Here is an 18,755-nt window from a genome sequence, read left to right as displayed (position 1 = left end):
TTTCTCTATTCGTCTGCCTCGGCAGATTCAGGTGAAACTTCAGACGGTTTTAACTGAAGAAGATAGTCTGCAATTTTGCTAGCTTCTTCATCCGTTAACGGCTTCGCAGACTCGGTGTCTCCATATTTCCCTGTCATCAAGTTGCCAGGCTTATATTTCTCAGGGTCCTGCAACCAATCGACAAGACTTTCTTTATCATTATCGAGAACACCAGCAATTTCGACGCGATCGCCGAAGTTTGTTAAGTTCGGACCTACATTAGAGTTAGGGTACGATCCGATTGCGTGGCAACCTATACATGCTTGCTGTTTGAAGAGTTCCTTACCTTCTTGAGCAGAAGCAGATTCTGGAGTAGCATCTGCATTTACATTCTGCATATCGCTCACCCATTGGTCGAACTCTTCAGGACTTACAGCTACAATCTTGAAGTCCATAATAGAGTGTGAAGGTCCACAAAATTCTGTACATTTACCGTAGTAAACGCCCTCTTCATATGCTTGAATGAACATTTCGTTTTCGTTCTCACCTGGGTTTGTATCCATTTTCCCTGCTAGTGATGGAACCCAGAAAGAGTGAATAACATCTTGAGATTTAAGATTTAAGTATACTCGTTCACCGGTCGGAATGTATAAATCTTGACTTGCCTGAATTTCCTGACCATTATAAGTATAATGCCACCAGTACAGCTGACCGCTTACCTCAATTTTAATTGCATCCTTCTCATCTTCAGCAGAAGGTGTTGTGTCGGCTAACATAAATGTTTTCTGCACAGTTGGAATCGCCAATACAACAAGTAGCAAAATCGGGATTACAGTCCATAAAATCTCTAAAAACTTGTTACCTTCCGTTTGCTTAGGCACATAATCCTCATGCCCTTCTCTACGGCGATACCGTATAAGCACAAACGTGTAAATCACGAGAACGACAATTCCGACTCCAGTCATAATGATAACGCTTAACATCATGAGGTCATAAATAGACTCAGCGCCTTCCCCCTTAGGATCAAGAGCCGTTAGATTCGTTTTCCCACAGCCGCTTAACACTAGCATAAGCAAGGTTAGTGAAAACAAAATCCGTGATTTTCCCATCCATCCCTTCATCTAAATACCTCTCTTTCTCAAACGTTGTAGTTTATATAAGAACTAGGAACCCAGGATATGGGTCCCTACGTTCCAATTAGAATAAAGGCGGCAGTGTCGCCACAACCATCCCTACAAACATGATGGTCAAATAATTGAGAGAATAGACAAACATAAGTGAAGCCCATTTTAAATCATTCTTCATAAAGAAGCCGGCAACCCCTAATACAAACCAGCCTACAGTTATGATAATGGCAATCGTTGTGAAAATCGTTCCTAACGATGCAAGATAAAATGGTAGTGGTAATAAACATGCAACATAAATTATAATTTGACGCTTAGTCATGTTAAACCCATGAACAACTGGCAACATTGGAATACCTGCTTTGCCATATTCATCGGTTTTCTTCATAGCAAGTGCTAAGAAGTGCGGCGTCTGCCAAATAAACATAATTAAGAATAGTACCCAAGCAACAAAGTGCAAGTTAGGGTCTATTGCTGCCCAACCAATTAAAGGAGGCACAGCACCAGATAAACTACCAATTGCAGTATTCAGCGTATAGCGTCGTTTCGACCACATTGTATAAAGAACAACATAGGCAAACCAACCAAAGATTCCGATTGCAGTAGCTGTCCATGTGGTAAAGGACAATAAGATTACTCCAATTATAGAAACGATAATTCCCATAACCAAGATGGTCTGCAATGACATCGTTCCGGTTACGGTCGGACGCTGTTTTGTTCGTGACATAATTTGATCAATGTCACGATCGTAATAGTTATTTATGATACAACCACCCGCGATAATGAAAGCGGTTCCTGCCATTGACAGAACGAATGCCGGCCAATTAGCAAGGAAAGGAGCATCAGCAAAGTATAGCGCTAACCAAAAGCCAGCAAATGCCGTCATTAAATTGGAATAAATAATGCCGGTCTTAATCAAAGATGAGATGTCTGCCCACAGGGAACGAACATCTTGATCTTTTGCAGATGCATTCATCACTCGAGAAGTTGTGTCGACTGTTTCTGGATTATTCATAGTCTTCTCAACCTTCCTCCTTCAACTTCCCTCACAAATATAACGCTACTAAACAAGCTTCAGTTCTTTTATTTAGGAGGGTAACAATCTCGTTTCTAGTAGCAGACTACAACAATCTCATTGTATCATGGAATATTTTTAGATTCTATTTAATCCACAATATTGTCATGATTTATACAGCCTTTGTGAAGAAACATTGAACATTATGTAAAAGAAGGAAGTTTCTCCTTTTTATTTCTAGCAAACAAAGAAACAAGTTGCAAGAACTTTTTGTCATTTTGTTCAAGAAGTAGTCACATTTTTTCCTTTATCATCCTTTTTTACGGTTCCTTCTTTACCAATACTGTACATAGGAGCAATCCATGATATGATAAAGTTTGTGTCGGTTTGATGAACAAACAGAATAAAGATTGCACGACTTTTCTTGACTATATTACTATGTAAGTATTCCACTAGATACACAGAGAGGTGGAGGAACATCTATGATGAAATTATTAAAATTCCTTTCAGTCCTGTCTTCACTTGGGATGTTATTTGTGCTCATTGGTGGAGCGCTTGTAACGAAGACAGAATCCGGAATGGGTTGTGGACGTAGCTGGCCGCTATGCCACGGGCAACTCATCCCGTCAAATATTACCCCAGAGTTAATTATCGAACTGAGTCACCGTGTAGTATCAGGTGGCGTTGGATTCTTAGTTCTATTAATGGCTATTATCGCTTGGAGAAAGATTGGACATAAACGAGAAACGAAGCTTCTTGCCATCCTTTCCGTATTCTTCCTCGTTCTTCAAGGGCTTATCGGGGCAGCAGCCGTTGTCTTCGGCCAGAACGACTTTACACTTGCTGCTCACTTTGGTATTTCGCTTATTTCATTTGCATCAATCCTACTTCTAACATTGCTTGTATTTGAAGTTGATCTTAAATTTGACGCGAAGTCCTTAAAGATTGATAGCGGTTTACGTAAACATTTTTATGGGATTACCTTGTATACATTAGCGGTAACCTATACAGGGGCACTCGTTCGCCACACAGAAGCACAGTTCGCTTGCGGTAGTTTCCCGTTTTGTAGCAACTATGCACCTGGTGATTGGAACTTTTCCTTTATCCAAACTGTGCAAATGGGTCACAGATTAGCAGCAGGTGTTCTTGTCATTTGGGTTATTTACCTACTCTTCCGTATTACGAAGAGTTACCGTCATAGTCAGCTTATGTTCGGCGGATGGGTCGTAGCTACGACGCTTATTTTCTTGCAGGGACTAACAGGTGCGATGACCGTTATGACGCTGTCTGAACTGCTATTCCCGTTATTCCATGCATTGATTATTTCCATCTTCTTTGGACTGTTAACGTACTTTGTACTCCTTTCAAATCGAAGTGCAAAATACGAAAAGGAAATGCTACAATCTTCAGAAGCGAAACAACAACAAGCATAGTACACAATAAACAAGCTCAGAGCCTAGCTCTGAGCTTGTTTTATTTTGTGAACACAGTTAGTTTGAAGAGACTTCTATTAATAGATCTCCAACCTTAATAGCATCGCCATTCGCAACATGCACTTGGCTTACAACCCCATCAAATGGAGCTTGTACCGTCGTCTCCATCTTCATCGCTTCTGTGATCATAAGATGATCCCCCTTCTTCACTTGCTCGCCAGATTCAGTTAACACGTTTACTACTGTTCCTGGCATCGTAGCTCCGATATGAGAAGGATTCGAGGCATCCATTTTTGGTCTTTCTTTTACAGAGGTTTGGATACTTTGGTCCCGAACGACAACTTCTCGAGACTGTCCATTTAATTCGAAATAAACGACTCTCGTTCCATCTACCTGAGGCTCACCTAAGGAAACAAGCTTTACAATTAACGTCTTTCCTTGTTCAATTTCGACTTCAATGGATTCTCCAAGACGCATACCATAGAAGAACGTGAGTGTGTCTAAGACAGACATATTGCCATATTGTTCGTAAAAGGAATGGTAGTCCATAAACACCTTCGGATAAAGTGCATAAGAAATCACATCGAAGTCTGTTACTTGTCTGTCCAACTTATGAAACAGCTCTTCTTTAAGCTGACTGAAATCCACATCCTCATAGAGCTCTCCAGGGCGAACCGTAATCGCTTCTCTTCCTTTAAGAATAATCTTCTGTAACTGTTCTGGAAATCCTTGGTACGGTTGACCAAGATAACCTTGGAACAATTCTATTACCGAATCAGGGAAACGAATGCCTTCCCCTTTCTCGTAGATATCTTGTTCAGTTAAATCGTTCTGGACCATGAATAGTGCCATGTCTCCTACTACCTTCGAGGATGGGGTTACTTTAACAATGTCACCAAACAGATCATTGACTCTTCGGTACATATTCTTCACTTCATCCCAACGCTCGCCTAGGCCAACCGCCTTTGCTTGCTGTTGAAGATTGCTATACTGTCCCCCCGGCATCTCATGCTCATAGACTTCTGTGTGTGGAGATAGAATTCCACTTTCGAAGTCCTCATAGTAACGACGGACGTCTTGCCAGTAATGCCCTAATTCTTCATAAGCTTGCACATCTATATTCGGCTTACGATCATTCCCTTCAAGGGCGTAATAAAGGGAACTTGCACTCGGTTGGGATGTTAAGCCTGCCATTGTACCTACAGCTACATCCACAGCATCTACACCCGCTTCAATTGCACGCGCATACGTAAAGATTCCGTTTCCACTTGTATCGTGTGTATGAAGATGGATTGGAATGTCGATTGACTCTTTTAATGTGCGAACAAGCTGGTATGCAGATTCTGGTTTCAGGAGACCTGCCATATCTTTAATCCCTAGCACGTGTGCACCTGCTTGTTGAAGCTCTTTAGCAAGCTGCTTGTAGTACTCCAAATTATACTTGGAGCGGTTCCGGTCCAGAATATCCCCTGTATAGCACATGGATGCTTCAGCAATCTTTCCATTCTCTCGCACAGCATGGATGGTATGTTTCATACCTTCCACCCAGTTCAAACTGTCAAAGATTCGGAAGACATCAATCCCTGCTTGGGAACTTTGGGTAACAAATTCTTGAATAACGTTGTCTGGATAATTCTTGTAGCCGACAGCATTGCTTGAACGCAGCAACATTTGAAAGAGCATGTTCGGCATTTTCTCCCGAAGCTTAAGCAGACGTTCCCACGGGTCTTCCTTCAAGAATCGATAGGCTACATCGAACGTAGCTCCACCCCACATCTCAAGTGAGAATAAGTTGGGCAATAAAGACGCCGTCGGTTCTGCAATGGATTCTAAGTCTCTTGTTCGAATACGAGTAGCTAACAAAGACTGGTGGGCATCTCTAAATGTCGTATCCGTGTAAAGCACTTCCTTCTGTTGTTTTAACCATGCTGCAACCGCTTCTGGACCTTCTTCATCAAGTAGTTGCTTTGGATTACGACTCGTTGAAACGCCCCCCCTATCTCCCACCGGAGATCGTGCTGGATTGACGATTGGTTTCTTCTTCTTCGTCGTCCCTTTGAAACCGTTTACAGTTGTGTCCGCGATATAGTTCAACATCTTCGTTCCTCGGTCTTTTCGCTTTGGAAATACGAACAACTCAGGTGTCTGATCAATAAACGTCGTATCATACGAACCATTTAAGAATTGTTTATGTAACACGACGTTCTCTAAAAACGGAATATTTGTCTTGATTCCTCTAATTCTAAATTCACGTAAATTACGAACCATTTTATGAGCGGCTTGTTCAAATGTTAAGGCCCATGTTGAGACTTTTACTAACAGTGAGTCGTAGTAGGGAGAGATAACTGCACCTTGGAAACCGTTACCGGCATCTAAGCGTACCCCAAAGCCTCCGCCAGAACGATAGGCCATAATTTTACCTGTGTCAGGCATAAACTGATTGAGTGGGTCTTCTGTAGTAACACGAGATTGAATGGCGTATCCATTCGTACGTAGATCATCTTGGTGTGGGATTGAGATTGGAGATGCATGAAGATTATGACCTTCGGCAATCATAATTTGGGCTTGAACAATGTCAATACCCGTGATTAATTCCGTGATGGTATGCTCGACTTGAACACGCGGGTTCACTTCAATAAAGAAGAATTCTTCGTCTGTAACAAGGAATTCCACTGTCCCTGCGTTTAAATAGCGTACATTATTCATTAGCTTGACGGCAGCATTGCATATTTCTTCTCTTAATTGTGTTGGAAGTGAAACACTTGGTGCAACTTCGACGACTTTCTGATGGCGTCTTTGTACAGAACAATCGCGCTCATACAAGTGCACGATATTCCCATCAGCATCCCCTAGAATCTGAACTTCTATGTGCTTCGGCTTCTCAACTAGCTTCTCTACGTAAAGCTCATCATTGCCAAACGCAGCCTTTGCTTCTGACTTGGCGCGGTCATAAGAGTCTTGTAAGGCATTCTCATCTCTCACAATCCTCATGCCACGTCCACCGCCACCTAGTGAAGCCTTCACCATAATTGGATAGCCATATGTACGAGCAAATGCTTGTACTTCCTCTATACTTCCAACTGGGCCATCGCTTCCTGGGATGACCGGTATACCTGCTTGGATGGCTTGTGTTCTAGCCTTTACTTTATCACCGAACATATCTAAATGTTCGCTCGTAGGACCAACAAAGATTAACCCTTCTTCTTCACAGCGTCTGGCGAAGTGAATGTTTTCTGATAGAAATCCGTAGCCTGGATGAATCGCGTCTACACCTACGGATTTAGCAATATCGATGATGCCTTCAATATCCAAATAAGCATCAATCGGCTTCTTCCCTTCCCCAACTAAGTAGGCTTCATCAGCTTTATAGCGGTGATAAGAACCTACATCCTCTTTTGAGTAGATGGCAACTGTACGGATATCAAGCTCCGTACAGGCCCGAAAAACGCGAATCGCGATCTCACCGCGATTCGCTACTAACATTTTACGAATTGACGTTACTTCACCCATGGTTTTCCTCCTCGATTTTGATAGTGGGGAGTGTACGATGTTCGTTCTCTTGTTGTATCTACATCCTCTGTTTTCTTGATTGATGTGTAGTCCTCACTGCGTACTTGTCGTGCAATATTATTTAAAATCCCTACAGAAGCAAGTAGCACTAACAGGGATGAGCCCCCATAGCTGACAAAGGGAAGTGGGACACCGGTAACAGGCAACAAACCGCTAACCGCTCCCAAGTTAATAAATGCCTGGATTCCAATCATGAAGGATATACCAATGGCAAGTAGACTTCCAAACGCATCCTTACATTTTCTCGCAATGAAAAATCCACGCAATACAATGAGCGCCAATAATCCAATAACGATGGCGACTCCAATGACACCTAATTCTTCAGCAATAACTGCCATGATGAAATCTGTATGTGGTTCTAATAAATAGCCAAGCTTCTGAACACCTTGGCCAAGCCCTTCTCCACCCAAACCACCAGTACCAATAGCTACATAAGATTGAATCAAGTGATAACCATCACTTTCTGGGAACTGGAATGGTTGATAGGCACCTGTAAAACGACTGACACGCTCCACACTCACCATATTCATCGCTGCAAATGCAATGGTTACAATGCCCGCTATTCCCATTAAAGCAACATGCTTCATTTGCATGCCAGAGCTAATAAACACACTAGCCGCTATCGCCAATACAATCGCACCCGTTCCGATATCAGGCTGAAAAACAATTAGGCTGAATACAATTGACGTAACAATCAACGGACCAATGACAGCTTGTCCGAATTGTTCCATATAAGCCTGGCGTCTAGCAAAGATGGCACTCAAAAAGATAACTAGACCAATCTTTGCTGTTTCTGAAGGCTGAAAGTTAAATAGACCGAGGTCTATCCATGACTTCGCATTGTTAACGGTTGTCCCAAATAATTGGACCGCAAGTAAGCTGATAATGACAAATAAGAGAATTAACTTACGGAGTTTTTGAAGCTTTTGGTAAGGAAAGTACATCATCGTCACGAATCCAACCAATCCAAGGCTGACCCACGTGAGCTGTTTTTTGAAATAATGTGTGCTACTTAGCCCTTCTCCAATTACTGCATATACCATGGAGGCACTATATACCATAACCACTCCGAACGCGGTTAACAGAAGAGGAGCAAATAGCAATGTAAAGTCGTAGTCTTTGAAGAATTTTTTCATGTTTTTTCATCCTTATGTAGAAGTTGTTTCTGTCTATAGTTTACTAGATTATTCTCGAAATTTCCTTCTTTCTTCACGAAATCCCCTCTATTTCCTGTGTATTTATTGTAAGACAGGATTTAAGTGTCGTATATACGCAAAAAAACTCAAATTAGCTCCAAAAGGAGTAATTTGAGTTTAAGATTTGGCACGTTGGGAAGCTTCATGTAGTGCATTCATTTCCTGCTCAAGATTTTCAAGCAGTTTCTTCCCGTCTTCTTCGTTTATTAAGTTCAAGCGAACAGCGAAATCAATCTCTCTGGATAAACCGAACATTTGTGTATCTAAAACCTCTTCATACAGAGGACATTGAGGCATGGTTAAGTTATCCATCTGCACTTTGATTAGTCTCGCAATTTTCTCTGCATCAGCCTTAAGAAGGGCATAAGCTTGTTGTCGGTGATCGATCGCTACTTCGGATGACATGGTAATCCCCTCCGATATATACAGACTTTCTTCTATTTATATTAGCGTCTCACCCGAAAAATTGCAAGAATAGATACATGTTCTGTAAAATTTATACGGCTCCCCTTTAGAAGATTGATAACTCTAACCGACTTGCCATGGTTTCAAGTACTTGCATCCCTACAACGCTGTTCCCTCTTTCGTCTAAAGCGGGTCCAAATACAGCTATACCGCCATATCCTTTCAACGCACCTACAATGGCTCCAGAAACCCCACTCTTCGCTGGAATTCCTACACGGATGGCAAATGAGCCAGAGGCATCGTACATCCCGCATGTGACCATGAACGTCTTACAGATTCGTGCTAATTGAACAGGGATGATTTGCCTACCACTCTCTAAGTCACGCCCTTCGTTCGCAAGGACCGCCCCTACACGAGCAAGTTGTTTAATGTTCATTTCAATTGCACATTGCTTCGTATAAGCATCCAACAACTCTTCTATACTCCCTTCGATGACACCGTGCTGCTTCATGAAGTAACTTAAGGAACGATTTAGAAAGGCTGTCTCAAATTCTGAATGTGCAACTTCCTCATCGTAACCAATGCTTTGATCATTCGTCATTTCATGGATCAAGGTGAGTAATCGACCTACTTTCTCATCTGGAGTTGAGCCCATTATCATATTGGTAACCGCTAGTGCCCCTGCGTTGATCATTGGGTTTAGTGGCTTTGAAGGATTCGTCCGTTCCAATTTAGCAATGGAATGGAATGGATCCCCAGATGGCTCCATCCCAACGCGAGCGAACACATAATCCTCACCCTGGTCCATTAGCGCAAGGGCAAGTGCTAACACTTTAGAGATACTCTGAATTGTGAACGTGTTCTCAAGATTCCCTGCCCCTACACAATCATTGTCGAGATGATAAACACTAACTGCGATATCTTCGCGTTTTTGCTTTTGTAACGCTGGAATGTAATCCGCCACTGTCCCGAGTGACTTATATGGCTCTGCTTGCTGAATCCATTCGTGCAGCATCGATTCTGTAACTTTTTTCATTGTACAATCCCCTCCTGGATGCAAAGATTTGAAGTATTCGATATACTAGAGTGAGAATTTTTAGAAAAGGTGGACAAAATATATGATTATTCAACTTACAGGGCTCGTCCAATACCCAATCACACTTGACCCAAGCGTATGGATTTTTGATGATCGCAAAATCCATTTCGATAAAGCGTTTACAGACCGTCAAACTGCTTCTATTGATGAGAATGAGGATGTAAAGAAAGCCGCTCAGTTCTGGGATCGTGAAGTGTACCAGCAGAAGTTAGACCCACCCGTTAATAAGAGCATATCCTCTCTTCAGAAAAGAGAGATCCTTGAAGGGACTTATGTAATGCCAATACGTCCGTTCATTCAAAATGCAGAAGTACAAGAATCAGCCCGCTTTGCAAAAATCCACACTGATGAGGATACTATGGAAGTGAATCTTCCTCAATTACAAGATGCCCTATTCTTATTCGCACAAAACGGGAAACAGTTAAAAGAAGGTGGACCAGTCCACATTTATTTCGCCGACGGTTCTAATAAAGATGAACCGATTACACATGTTAGAAAGATTGAATTCCTTTAATAAACGAGAAACCCGCCTGGCCTTAGTAATGGTCAGACGGGTTTTCTCTTATAGATTGTCAGCAGCTATTTGAGCAAGTGGAGAACGTTCTCCCTTCACCAACTTCACATGACCGCTTATTTTTTGGTCTTTAAATTTCTCTACAACATGGACAAGTCCGTTATTGTACTCATCTAAGTATGGGTGATCAATTTGGTGCGGGTCTCCAAGCAGAATAATTTTACTCCCTTCACCAATTCGCGTAAGAATTGTCTTCACTTCGTGCTTAGTTAAATTTTGGGCTTCATCAATCAGGATTAGTTGCTCCGGAATGCTTCTCCCTCGAATGTACGTTAATGCCTCTACTTGAATCGAGCCAATCCCGGATAAGATATGGTCCAATTCTCCAGGCTTTTTCACATCAAATAGATATTCTAGATTATCGTAGATTGGTTGTACCCACGGTCTTAACTTCTCTTCTTTCTCACCAGGTAAATAGCCAATATCCTTCCCAAGCGGAACAATGGGCCGAGCAACTAACAGCTTCTTGTACAGTTGATAATCCTCCACCTGCAACAGTCCAGCGGCTAAGGCTAGTAAGGTCTTTCCTGTACCAGCTTTACCAACCATTGTGACAAGCGGAATATCCTTTCTCAATAACAACTCAAGTGCCATTGTTTGCTGCGCATTTCTAGGACGGATCCCCCAAGCCTGTTCATTCTGGAATCGACATTTCTGAAGCATCCCATCACGATGCCTTATCATACCTATAGCAGAGTGTGAGGGATTCGATCGATTCTTTAAGATGACGAACTCATTTGGATAGAGCGCCTGTACGACTTGTTGATTGAGGTCAAGCTCACCCGCTTGAAAGAAAACGTTGATATCATCTTCCGATACATACAGTTCTCTAAACCCGCTATAAATGACATCCTCGTTAACAACTCGGTCTGATAGGAAATCCTCCGCTAGTAACCCTAGTGCATCAGCCTTAATTCTCATAATCATATCTTTCGAGACGAGGATAACCTCTTTTTTCGACCCCTTCTCTTTCTCCTCTATCGATAAATTTAACGCGACAGCTAGTATACGATTATCATTCGTTCTTTCCATGAATACCTCTTCTAGTTTCTGGAAAGAACGATGGTTCAGCTCTACTCGAAGGTGTCCTTTGTTATGAAGTTCCACTCCCTCATGCAGCTTCCCTTGAGTACGTAACCGGTCCATCAATCTCGATACCTCTCGTGCATTTCGACCAATTTCATCCATATTCCGCTTTTTCGAGTCCACTTCTTCTAACACAATCGCTGGTATGACTACTTCATGTTCTTCAAATGAAAAGATGGAAGTTGGGTCCTGCAATAGCACGTTTGTATCCACTACATAAATTTTATCCAACAATGTCGCCCCCTGAGTCATAGTCCATTGTTTGGCCAAGGCTTCTGCTATTACTATATGTGTCCATGCATAAGGATAGACGAATTTCGGAAAATAGAAGTAAATAAAGGAGGACACAACTATGCGCTTATTCCTAATGATTTGCTTTCTATTTCTCGTAACAGCTTGCCAAAATGACCAACAAGAAAGTTTATCGCAGCAAGAAAGCAATCCAAAAATTGTCGAGGTAAAGAATTCTGAACCTCAAAATCAAGCATCTAAATCGAATCGAGAATTAGCCCAACATTTGTCAAAAATCGCAGATAGAGTGCCGAATGTCAGTGGGGCAACGTCTGTCGTGGCAGGTAACTACATCGTAGTCGCCATCGATGTCGACAAGGACCTGGACCGCTCACGTGTAGGATCAATCAAATACCAAGTGGCCGAAGCTCTCTATGAAGACCCGTATGGCAAGAACGCTATTGTCGTTGCTGACGCTGACGCAGGTGAACGGATTCGACATATAGCCGAAAAGGTAAGACAAGGCCACCCAGTTAAAGGATTCAACGAAGAACTAGCCGGAATCGTAGGTCGTTACATGCCAGAATCTTCAATACCGCATCAGAATAATCAACCAAAAGAACCTGACCAAAACAAACAATCTACAGATAGTGAGAACGAACAAAATTTAGAAGAGATTGAGAACAACCAATCTAAAGGACAGAAAGAAAAAACATCCGGGAAAGAGTAACCCCCCTTATATAAACGCATAAAAAACACCTAAATCCTTAATAGGATTTAGGTGTTATGCTTTGTCATTTCTTCAGCTTCTTGATCGGTAACATGGTTGTAGTATTGTACTCCAAATTGCGAACCTTCATCGACCATTTTAGAATTCTCTAGGTCTTGTTGTTCTGGTAGACCAGATTCCTCAACAGGAAAATGGTTGTTGGAACGGGACGATTTCACTTTTTGTGTAACCGCTTTCGCACCATCTTTAAGCTTCGTTCTACGATTGTCATCTGTTAACGCATAAGCAAGCGCACCTGCACTTACTGCACCAACAGTAGAATAAATCCAGCGCTTCTTCATGACCATCACCCTTTCTACGTTCTAATTATCCACTTCCCTGAACTTGGAAGTTTCAAACTATGATTTCGATGAAGGTGACGACAATCCTGCCTCTACACACCATTTTTACAAAGTCTTTAAAGAGTGGAGAACAGCTGAATCTAACTTCGATGCTGCATGAACATCATATGTTTTCTCGATAGTAGGCTTAGTTACGAGGCGACTCCCATAATACATAATGTCTCTCACTTCCCTAATCACTACGCGAAATCGAGCGAGCGGTAGACCTGTTCCTTCAATAAGCAGCGGTTCACCAACGACAGTGCCCGTAATCGAGTACATTGTATCAAGCCCCATCCATGTAAATGTGACTTCTTTGTTCTCTTTGATGTTTCTTACAATTTTAGATCGTTCGTGCACGGCGAATTGAAGGCAATCAGGCTTTGGTGCATAAATCCAGGAGATTGCATTGACCATCGGGCCACCAGTCTCATGATCTACCGTCGCCAAGATCATCGGATTTTCTTGCTGCAGCAACTCCATTTGAGGTTTAGATAGGACCTTTTCAACTTGATTAACCACGTCCCCACTTCCTTTCCCCTTATTCACATGGAAAAAAATCCAATCATACATGTTTATTTTACAATTCTATGCTCGTTCATGCTATAATTAGAAAGCAAAGAGAGAGATTTGAGGTGAAACAATGCGCGTGAAATGTGTATTATGCGATGATGTCCAGCAAATTGACAGTTACTCTTTGCAAGCCAAACGAATGAGGAACCGTAGAACTCATACGTTTATTTGTCAAGGCTGTCATGAACGAATCACCGACAAAACTAACGCCCGTGTTGCAACCGGGAAATTTAGATTTAATAGAGAACGAAAAAAAGAAAAACACCTACCTTAACTAATACAGAAAGGCTGTCCAATCATCATTTGGACAGCCTTTTTATTAAGAAGAAGATGCGTCAGCTCGGCTACTTCTTTCTTTATGAAGTCGATAGCGATATACACCCAAGATGAAAGAAGAGACAACTAAAGCTTCTGCTATTGGTAGAAATAAACCAAGTGGTACGGTTAATATTGTACAACCAACTGCTAATACCCCATATACAACCGCAGACTTCAGCACAGGAAGCTTGCGTGCAAATCCTAGTTTATAGGTCAGAATGGCCAATGCTAATATGACCCCATAAAGTAGGAATACCCCACTCCATACCGCACTCATGTCACTGGCATTATTTAAATCAAACTCCCCACCCAACATAGAGAAAATCCACCCTGCAATAGGCGGTAGCTCTTCAGCTGAAATTTGAATGGATTCTGTCATATCGGTGCCCCCCATAGATTCCATTTTCTTCATCATACTAAATGTTACACCCTTAAACAATGAAACATTTTCAAATGTTAAGACTTTTAGTAAAATGGAGAATAGCATGAAGGGATGGGATGAACATGAAACGGTTAGATGTGCAAATGCTGCTACTTGCTTTACTAGCAGTCGGATGCTTTTTCTTAACTGGAGTTGCCATTGGCTATCGAAACTATCTTCTTACAGCATTCTTCCTATTGTTAGGTTTTGCTGTTATGGGGTTTGGATTTACAGTAAAGAGAAAACGAAGAGTTGCAGAAGCATAATAAGAAAGAGACCAAATCAATTCGATTTGGTCTCTTTCTATTTAAAATTCGATATTTCTGTATGTTCTAAAATCTTATGTGTTCTTCAAGATGATATAGTCTCGATACAGCTCTTCATGAATATTTGGGTGCGCTGCAATGATAGAATTGTTCTGAAGTAGGTTGACCGTTCTACCATCAGCCCTAGTTGTGATTCCTCCTACTTCACTAAGAAGAATCATTCCAGCTGCTATATCCCATGGAGCGAGCTTCATTGTGACATATCCATCCATAATTCCCTCTGCTAAGTAAGCAAATTCTAAAGCAGCAGACCCGTAGGAACGAGTTCCTCTAGCCTTACGAACAAGGGCGTGAATCCCTTTCGTTTCGACACGTGGGTTTTCTGTCGTCCAGAAGTTGTTCAAGCCAATTAATGCTGCCTCTAATTGAACATCCCGCTCATCCAAATTCGGAAGAGGTTGATCGTTCTTATAGGCTCCCTCTCCCCGTTTCGCATGGAAGAGAACATCAGCCATTACATCGTAAATAAACCCAATCTCACCAACGCCGTCCTGATAAATACCAACGGATATGGCAAAGTTTTGTTTTTGATGGACGAAATTCATCGTTCCATCAATTGGATCGACAATCCATACAGTTCCTGTTAGGTCGTCTAATTCATCCCCCAAGCCTTCTTCTCCCAACACCTTATGTTCAGGATAGGTCTCATGAATATGTTGAGCGAAGAACCGTTCTGTTTGCTCGTCCATTTCCGTAACAAGGTCATTCGGGCTTGATTTCGTTTCTATTCTTAATGGTTTATGAATGGACGTTCGAATCGCCTCACCGGCTTCTAACACCCATTGCTTCGCTTGATCATATAATGCTTGACGGTCAGCTTGTCTCATTGAATACCGGACTCCTCCTATGATAAGTTCCCTCTATATCCTAACAAAAGTTTCCGTTCCCTTCATCTATTGTTAACTAGCAGGGTCCGTTTCATCTCACATTCACAAAAAAGAACGAGTATACACTCGCTCACAGGAGTTTGTCATAACAGTCGTTATGCACGTAAGTGAATCCATTCCCGTCTTAATTTCTTTAGTCGCGACTTTGCAAGATTAATTTGTTCGTCGTCTCCTTGTTGGAGTGCTTCATGCAAATTCATCAACTCATAATCAATCTCCATTTCAACAACAGGAAGTTTCTCAGAAGCTTCTCTCTCTTTCATCGTATCTACGAGTCGTCTCAAGTTCCTCACTCCCTTTTACTTGCTCTTTTAATCATGTATATGTCGCAAAACCATGAACTGACAAACGTTTTACTACTTTTATTTAACCCATTTCTTTCGTCATGAAACTTCATAACATTTTTGAATCTCGATTCGTTATGATAAACTAATTGTCATATTATAGTACTATTCGACAAAGGGGTTTACTTACAATGAGTGACTTTAAGGGCTTCACACAAGAAGATTTTAATATTTTCCATATAGATGGGCTAGAAGATCGCATGGAAGCGTTACGCTCCACACTTTCACCGAAATTAGAATCCATTGCGACCGACCTTGCCCCAACAGTAAGCGCAATGACCGGAGATGAAATGTTCGTCCATGTGGCGAAACACGCACGACGAACGACGAACCCTCCAAATGACACCTGGGCATCGCTTGCAAGCAGTAAGCGCGGCTATAAGAAGCTGCCGCACTTTCAGATTGGGTTGTGGGAGTCCCATGTATTTATCTGGTTCGCTGTGATTTACGAAAGCCCGATTAAAGACTCCTATGCCAGAGTGTTAAAATCTCAGATAGATGATATTCGTTCCTCTCTCCCAGAAGGCTTTGTCTGGTCTAAAGACCATACGAAACCAGACGTCATCTCAAACGATACACTTTCGGATGAATCCATGATGGCACTACTAGACCGACTTGAAACGGTTAAGAAAGCAGAACTGTTATGCGGGGTGACGATTGATCGAAATGACCCTGTATTGCAAGATGGGGAAGCCTTTCTCACTTATGCTGAGAACGTGCTTAAAGAGCTTAATACACTGTACGAACGCACCAAAGAAATCCAGTAAAAATTTAGTAAAACCTTACCGCCAACGGTAAGGTTTTCTCTTTCTTTCGGGATTTATTTGATTAAATGGTTGTAAATTGTTACTGTGTAATAGGCATAAACACGTTTCAACCTTTAAAATGTGTTATAATAAGCAAGTTCATAACAGAACGTGAACTGAATCATAGAGGAGAGTATATATCCATGAATTTAAGACAAGATTTACGCAACATTGCGATCATCGCTCACGTTGACCACGGTAAAACGACGTTGGTTGACCAAATGCTTCACCACTCCGGAACATTCCGTGATAACGAGCATGTTGATGACCGCGCAATGGATTCCAACGACCTTGAAAAAGAGCGTGGAATTACGATTTTAGCGAAGAACACGGCGATTAAATATAATGATACACATATTAACATTCTTGATACACCTGGTCACGCTGACTTTGGTGGCGAAGTAGAACGTATTATGAAAATGGTAGACGGTGTTCTTCTCGTTGTTGATGCTTACGAAGGTTGTATGCCTCAGACTCGTTTCGTGCTTAAGAAGGCACTTGAGCAGAAGCTAACGCCTGTAGTTGTATTAAACAAGATTGACCGTCCGAATGCCCGCCCTGAAGAAGTGATCGACGAAGTACTAGACCTATTTATCGAATTGGGTGCAGATGAAGACCAACTTGAATTCCCTGTAGTCTATGCTTCTGCTCTTATGGGTACATCTGGTCACGAGCCAGAAGAACAAAAAGAAACAATGAACCCAATCTTTGAAACAATTATGGATAACATTCCGGCTCCTGCAGATACTGCTGAAGAACCGTTACAATTCCAAATCACCCTCCTCGACTATAACGAATTCTTAGGACGTATCGGAATTGGACGTGTGTTCCGCGGTAGTATCAAAGTTGGTCAGCAAGTGTCCCTTATGAAGAAGGACGGTTCGATTTCTAACTTCCGCGTATCTAAATTGTTCGGTTTCATCGGCCTTAAGCGCGTGGAAATTAACGAAGCGAAATCTGGCGACATTGTTGCCGTAGCAGGTATGGAAGACATTAACGTAGGGGAAACGGTTACTCCACAAGACCATCAAGAGGCGTTACCAATTCCTCGTATTGATGAACCTACACTACAAATGACGTTCCTAACGAACAACAGTCCATTTGCAGGTAAAGAAGGGGACTATGTAACAGCACGTAAAATTGAAGAACGTCTACTCACTCAGCTTGAAACAGACGTAAGTCTTCGTGTTGAACCAACTGAATCTCCTGATGCTTGGAAGGTAAGTGGTCGTGGTGAGCTTCACCTATCCATCCTTATCGAGAACATGCGTCGTGAAGGCTATGAGCTACAGTTGTCGAAGCCACAAGTTATCTATAAAGAAGTTGACGGTGTCATGTCCGAGCCGATGGAACGTGTTCAAATTGATGTTCCAGAAGATTACACAGGTGCTGTCATGGAATCAATGGGTAACCGTAAAGGTGAAATGCTTGATATGATTAACCAAGGGAACGGACAAGTACGTATTATCTTCCGTGCTCCATCTCGTGGCTTAATTGGTTACCCTACCGAGTTCATGTCTCAAACACGTGGTTACGGAATTCTAAACCACACATTTGAAGACTTCGGACCTGTCCTACCAGGAACAGTTGGTGGACGTCAACAAGGTGTACTTGTTGCCCTTGAGAACGGTAAAGCGACGACTTACGGCATCATGGGGCTAGAAGACCGTGGTACAATCTTCGTTGAACCAACGACAGAAGTTTACGCAGGTATGATTGTCGGAGAGCACAACCGTGACAATGACTTGACTGTAAACATCACGAAAGAGAAACACTTAACAAACGTTCGTTCCGCAAACAAAGACCAAACGAACACGATTAAAGCGACACGTAAGTTAACACTTGAAGAGGCTCTTCAATACTTGGATGATGATGAGTACTGCGAGGTAACTCCTGAATCCATCCGTCTTCGTAAGAAAGTCTTGAACAAGAACGAACGTGAGAAAGCTGCTAAAAAGAAAAAATAAGGCATAAATAAAGCCGCTACTCCTAAGTAGCGGCTTTTTATTTAGGCTCTAAAATATTTGTTGGGGTACGTAGAAAATTTGGCATAAAAAAACACGCAAGCTCCAATCTTTACTACACTTGAATTGACGAGAAACAAATCAGTAAAGGAGTTGCGTGTACGTGTATTCTAACATCCCGATACCAGGACTACAAAGTGTAATTATCAAGAAAAGTGAAGAAATCGGTGGAGATTTTCATCTTTATGTGGAGGTTCCAAAGAAGAGTCATAAATGTAAGTCGTGCGGTGAGTGGAC

Annotated in this window: 19 protein-coding genes and 1 pseudogene; 8 read left to right on the top strand and 12 right to left on the bottom strand. The window is 42.0% G+C overall.

Features of this window, described 5'->3' with window-relative positions; all coding sequences use genetic code 11:
• Nucleotides 1–5 precede the first annotated feature (5 nt).
• Both coxB and cyoE read right to left on the bottom strand, forming a co-directional pair.
• Nucleotides 6–1,100: a cytochrome c oxidase subunit II gene (gene coxB / locus H513_RS0104475; RefSeq protein WP_026799643.1), complete on the bottom strand. Its 1,095-nt coding sequence runs from the start codon at nucleotides 1,098–1,100 to the stop codon at nucleotides 6–8.
• Between the two features lie 76 nt (nucleotides 1,101–1,176).
• Nucleotides 1,177–2,118: a heme o synthase gene (gene cyoE / locus H513_RS0104470; protein WP_026799642.1), complete on the bottom strand. Its 942-nt coding sequence runs from the start codon at nucleotides 2,116–2,118 to the stop codon at nucleotides 1,177–1,179.
• Between the two features lie 482 nt (nucleotides 2,119–2,600).
• Here cyoE and H513_RS0104465 point away from each other — a divergent pair, with 482 nt between their 5' ends.
• Entirely contained in the window at nucleotides 2,601–3,551 is a 951-nt protein-coding gene (locus H513_RS0104465) for a COX15/CtaA family protein (RefSeq protein WP_026799641.1), read from the top strand.
• A gap of 57 nt (nucleotides 3,552–3,608) precedes the next feature.
• Here H513_RS0104465 and pyc read toward each other — a convergent pair whose 3' ends face one another.
• The 4 genes from pyc to glsA form a co-directional block, all read right to left on the bottom strand.
• Nucleotides 3,609–7,061: a pyruvate carboxylase gene (gene pyc, locus H513_RS0104460; protein WP_026799640.1), complete on the bottom strand. Its 3,453-nt coding sequence runs from the start codon at nucleotides 7,059–7,061 to the stop codon at nucleotides 3,609–3,611.
• Nucleotides 7,049–8,257: a putative lipid II flippase FtsW gene (gene ftsW, locus H513_RS0104455; RefSeq protein WP_026799639.1), complete on the bottom strand. Its 1,209-nt coding sequence runs from the start codon at nucleotides 8,255–8,257 to the stop codon at nucleotides 7,049–7,051. The genes pyc and ftsW overlap by 13 nt, the downstream gene beginning before the upstream one ends.
• Nucleotides 8,258–8,434: 177 nt before the next feature.
• Nucleotides 8,435–8,722 carry an Fpa/YlaN family protein gene (locus tag H513_RS0104445; RefSeq protein WP_026799638.1) on the bottom strand — a complete coding sequence of 96 codons (288 nt, stop codon included), beginning with the start codon at nucleotides 8,720–8,722 and terminating at the stop codon, nucleotides 8,435–8,437.
• Between the two features lie 106 nt (nucleotides 8,723–8,828).
• Entirely contained in the window at nucleotides 8,829–9,758 is a 930-nt protein-coding gene (gene glsA / locus H513_RS0104440; RefSeq protein WP_026799637.1) for a glutaminase A, read from the bottom strand.
• An 82-nt stretch (nucleotides 9,759–9,840) separates the two neighbouring features.
• Between glsA and H513_RS0104435 the strand changes: the two genes are divergently transcribed.
• Nucleotides 9,841–10,332 carry a hypothetical protein gene (locus H513_RS0104435; protein ID WP_026799636.1) on the top strand — a complete coding sequence of 164 codons (492 nt, stop codon included), beginning with the start codon at nucleotides 9,841–9,843 and terminating at the stop codon, nucleotides 10,330–10,332.
• A gap of 48 nt (nucleotides 10,333–10,380) precedes the next feature.
• Here H513_RS0104435 and H513_RS0104430 read toward each other — a convergent pair whose 3' ends face one another.
• A complete protein-coding gene (locus H513_RS0104430; RefSeq protein ID WP_026799635.1) occupies nucleotides 10,381–11,709 on the bottom strand; it encodes a PhoH family protein in 1,329 nt (442 codons plus the stop codon).
• Between the two features lie 121 nt (nucleotides 11,710–11,830).
• Between H513_RS0104430 and H513_RS0104425 the strand changes: the two genes are divergently transcribed.
• Nucleotides 11,831–12,439: a YhcN/YlaJ family sporulation lipoprotein gene (locus H513_RS0104425; RefSeq protein ID WP_026799634.1), complete on the top strand. Its 609-nt coding sequence runs from the start codon at nucleotides 11,831–11,833 to the stop codon at nucleotides 12,437–12,439.
• 47 nt (nucleotides 12,440–12,486) lie between these two features.
• Here the strand turns inward: H513_RS0104425 and H513_RS0104420 are convergent, their stop codons facing one another.
• Nucleotides 12,487–12,780, bottom strand: a complete 294-nt coding sequence (locus tag H513_RS0104420) for a hypothetical protein (RefSeq protein ID WP_026799633.1) — start codon at nucleotides 12,778–12,780, stop codon at nucleotides 12,487–12,489.
• 105 nt (nucleotides 12,781–12,885) lie between these two features.
• Nucleotides 12,886–13,341, bottom strand: a complete 456-nt coding sequence (locus H513_RS0104415; protein WP_026799632.1) for a pyridoxamine 5'-phosphate oxidase family protein — start codon at nucleotides 13,339–13,341, stop codon at nucleotides 12,886–12,888.
• A gap of 121 nt (nucleotides 13,342–13,462) precedes the next feature.
• Between H513_RS0104415 and H513_RS21145 the strand changes: the two genes are divergently transcribed.
• A complete protein-coding gene (locus tag H513_RS21145) occupies nucleotides 13,463–13,666 on the top strand; it encodes a YlaI family protein (RefSeq protein WP_081658174.1) in 204 nt (67 codons plus the stop codon).
• Nucleotides 13,667–13,711: 45 nt separating this feature from the next.
• Here the strand turns inward: H513_RS21145 and H513_RS0104410 are convergent, their stop codons facing one another.
• On the bottom strand, nucleotides 13,712–14,089 hold the full coding sequence (locus tag H513_RS0104410) for a YlaH-like family protein (protein WP_231572070.1): 378 nt from the start codon (nucleotides 14,087–14,089) through the stop codon (nucleotides 13,712–13,714).
• 125 nt (nucleotides 14,090–14,214) lie between these two features.
• On the opposite strand from H513_RS0104410, the gene H513_RS0104405 reads away from it, so the two are divergent.
• Nucleotides 14,215–14,397, top strand: coding sequence for a DUF5325 family protein (locus H513_RS0104405; protein ID WP_026799630.1), 183 nt, complete (start codon nucleotides 14,215–14,217; stop codon nucleotides 14,395–14,397).
• 74 nt (nucleotides 14,398–14,471) lie between these two features.
• On the opposite strand, the gene H513_RS0104400 is transcribed toward H513_RS0104405, so the two are convergent.
• A complete protein-coding gene (locus H513_RS0104400) occupies nucleotides 14,472–15,284 on the bottom strand; it encodes an inositol monophosphatase family protein (RefSeq protein WP_026799629.1) in 813 nt (270 codons plus the stop codon).
• 155 nt (nucleotides 15,285–15,439) lie between these two features.
• The gene (locus H513_RS0104395; protein WP_026799628.1) at nucleotides 15,440–15,628 is read right to left on the bottom strand and encodes a hypothetical protein; all 189 of its coding nucleotides are present in this window, start codon (nucleotides 15,626–15,628) and stop codon (nucleotides 15,440–15,442) included.
• 191 nt (nucleotides 15,629–15,819) lie between these two features.
• Here H513_RS0104395 and H513_RS0104390 point away from each other — a divergent pair, with 191 nt between their 5' ends.
• The 3 genes and pseudogenes from H513_RS0104390 to H513_RS21470 form a co-directional block, all read left to right on the top strand.
• On the top strand, nucleotides 15,820–16,455 hold the full coding sequence (locus H513_RS0104390; RefSeq protein WP_026799627.1) for a YktB family protein: 636 nt from the start codon (nucleotides 15,820–15,822) through the stop codon (nucleotides 16,453–16,455).
• Nucleotides 16,456–16,637: 182 nt separating this feature from the next.
• Nucleotides 16,638–18,461, top strand: coding sequence for a translational GTPase TypA (gene typA, locus H513_RS0104385; protein WP_026799626.1), 1,824 nt, complete (start codon nucleotides 16,638–16,640; stop codon nucleotides 18,459–18,461).
• Nucleotides 18,462–18,615: 154 nt separating this feature from the next.
• Nucleotides 18,616–18,755: pseudogene (locus H513_RS21470) on the top strand (ISL3 family transposase); the annotation flags it as partial.

Source organism: Pontibacillus halophilus JSM 076056 = DSM 19796 (genome assembly GCF_000425205.1).
Classification (GTDB): Bacteria; Bacillota; Bacilli; order Bacillales; family BH030062; genus Pontibacillus_A; species Pontibacillus_A halophilus.
The sequence above is the reverse complement of the archived record's forward strand: the minus strand, read 5'-3'. Positions and strand labels throughout refer to the sequence as shown.

Coding starts and splice junctions, on each gene's coding strand:
- coxB (WP_026799643.1), bottom strand. CDS start 1,100: ATGAAGGGATGGATGGGAAAATCACGGATTTTGTTTTCACTAACCTTG.
- cyoE (WP_026799642.1), bottom strand. CDS start 2,118: ATGAATAATCCAGAAACAGTCGACACAACTTCTCGAGTGATGAATGCA.
- H513_RS0104465 (WP_026799641.1), top strand. CDS start 2,601: ATGATGAAATTATTAAAATTCCTTTCAGTCCTGTCTTCACTTGGGATG.
- pyc (WP_026799640.1), bottom strand. CDS start 7,061: ATGGGTGAAGTAACGTCAATTCGTAAAATGTTAGTAGCGAATCGCGGT.
- ftsW (WP_026799639.1), bottom strand. CDS start 8,257: ATGAAAAAATTCTTCAAAGACTACGACTTTACATTGCTATTTGCTCCT.
- H513_RS0104445 (WP_026799638.1), bottom strand. CDS start 8,722: ATGTCATCCGAAGTAGCGATCGATCACCGACAACAAGCTTATGCCCTT.
- glsA (WP_026799637.1), bottom strand. CDS start 9,758: ATGAAAAAAGTTACAGAATCGATGCTGCACGAATGGATTCAGCAAGCA.
- H513_RS0104435 (WP_026799636.1), top strand. CDS start 9,841: ATGATTATTCAACTTACAGGGCTCGTCCAATACCCAATCACACTTGAC.
- H513_RS0104425 (WP_026799634.1), top strand. CDS start 11,831: ATGCGCTTATTCCTAATGATTTGCTTTCTATTTCTCGTAACAGCTTGC.
- H513_RS0104420 (WP_026799633.1), bottom strand. CDS start 12,780: ATGAAGAAGCGCTGGATTTATTCTACTGTTGGTGCAGTAAGTGCAGGT.
- H513_RS21145 (WP_081658174.1), top strand. CDS start 13,463: ATGCGCGTGAAATGTGTATTATGCGATGATGTCCAGCAAATTGACAGT.
- H513_RS0104410 (WP_231572070.1), bottom strand. CDS start 14,089: ATGACAGAATCCATTCAAATTTCAGCTGAAGAGCTACCGCCTATTGCA.
- H513_RS0104405 (WP_026799630.1), top strand. CDS start 14,215: ATGAAACGGTTAGATGTGCAAATGCTGCTACTTGCTTTACTAGCAGTC.
- H513_RS0104400 (WP_026799629.1), bottom strand. CDS start 15,284: ATGAGACAAGCTGACCGTCAAGCATTATATGATCAAGCGAAGCAATGG.
- H513_RS0104390 (WP_026799627.1), top strand. CDS start 15,820: ATGAGTGACTTTAAGGGCTTCACACAAGAAGATTTTAATATTTTCCAT.
- typA (WP_026799626.1), top strand. CDS start 16,638: ATGAATTTAAGACAAGATTTACGCAACATTGCGATCATCGCTCACGTT.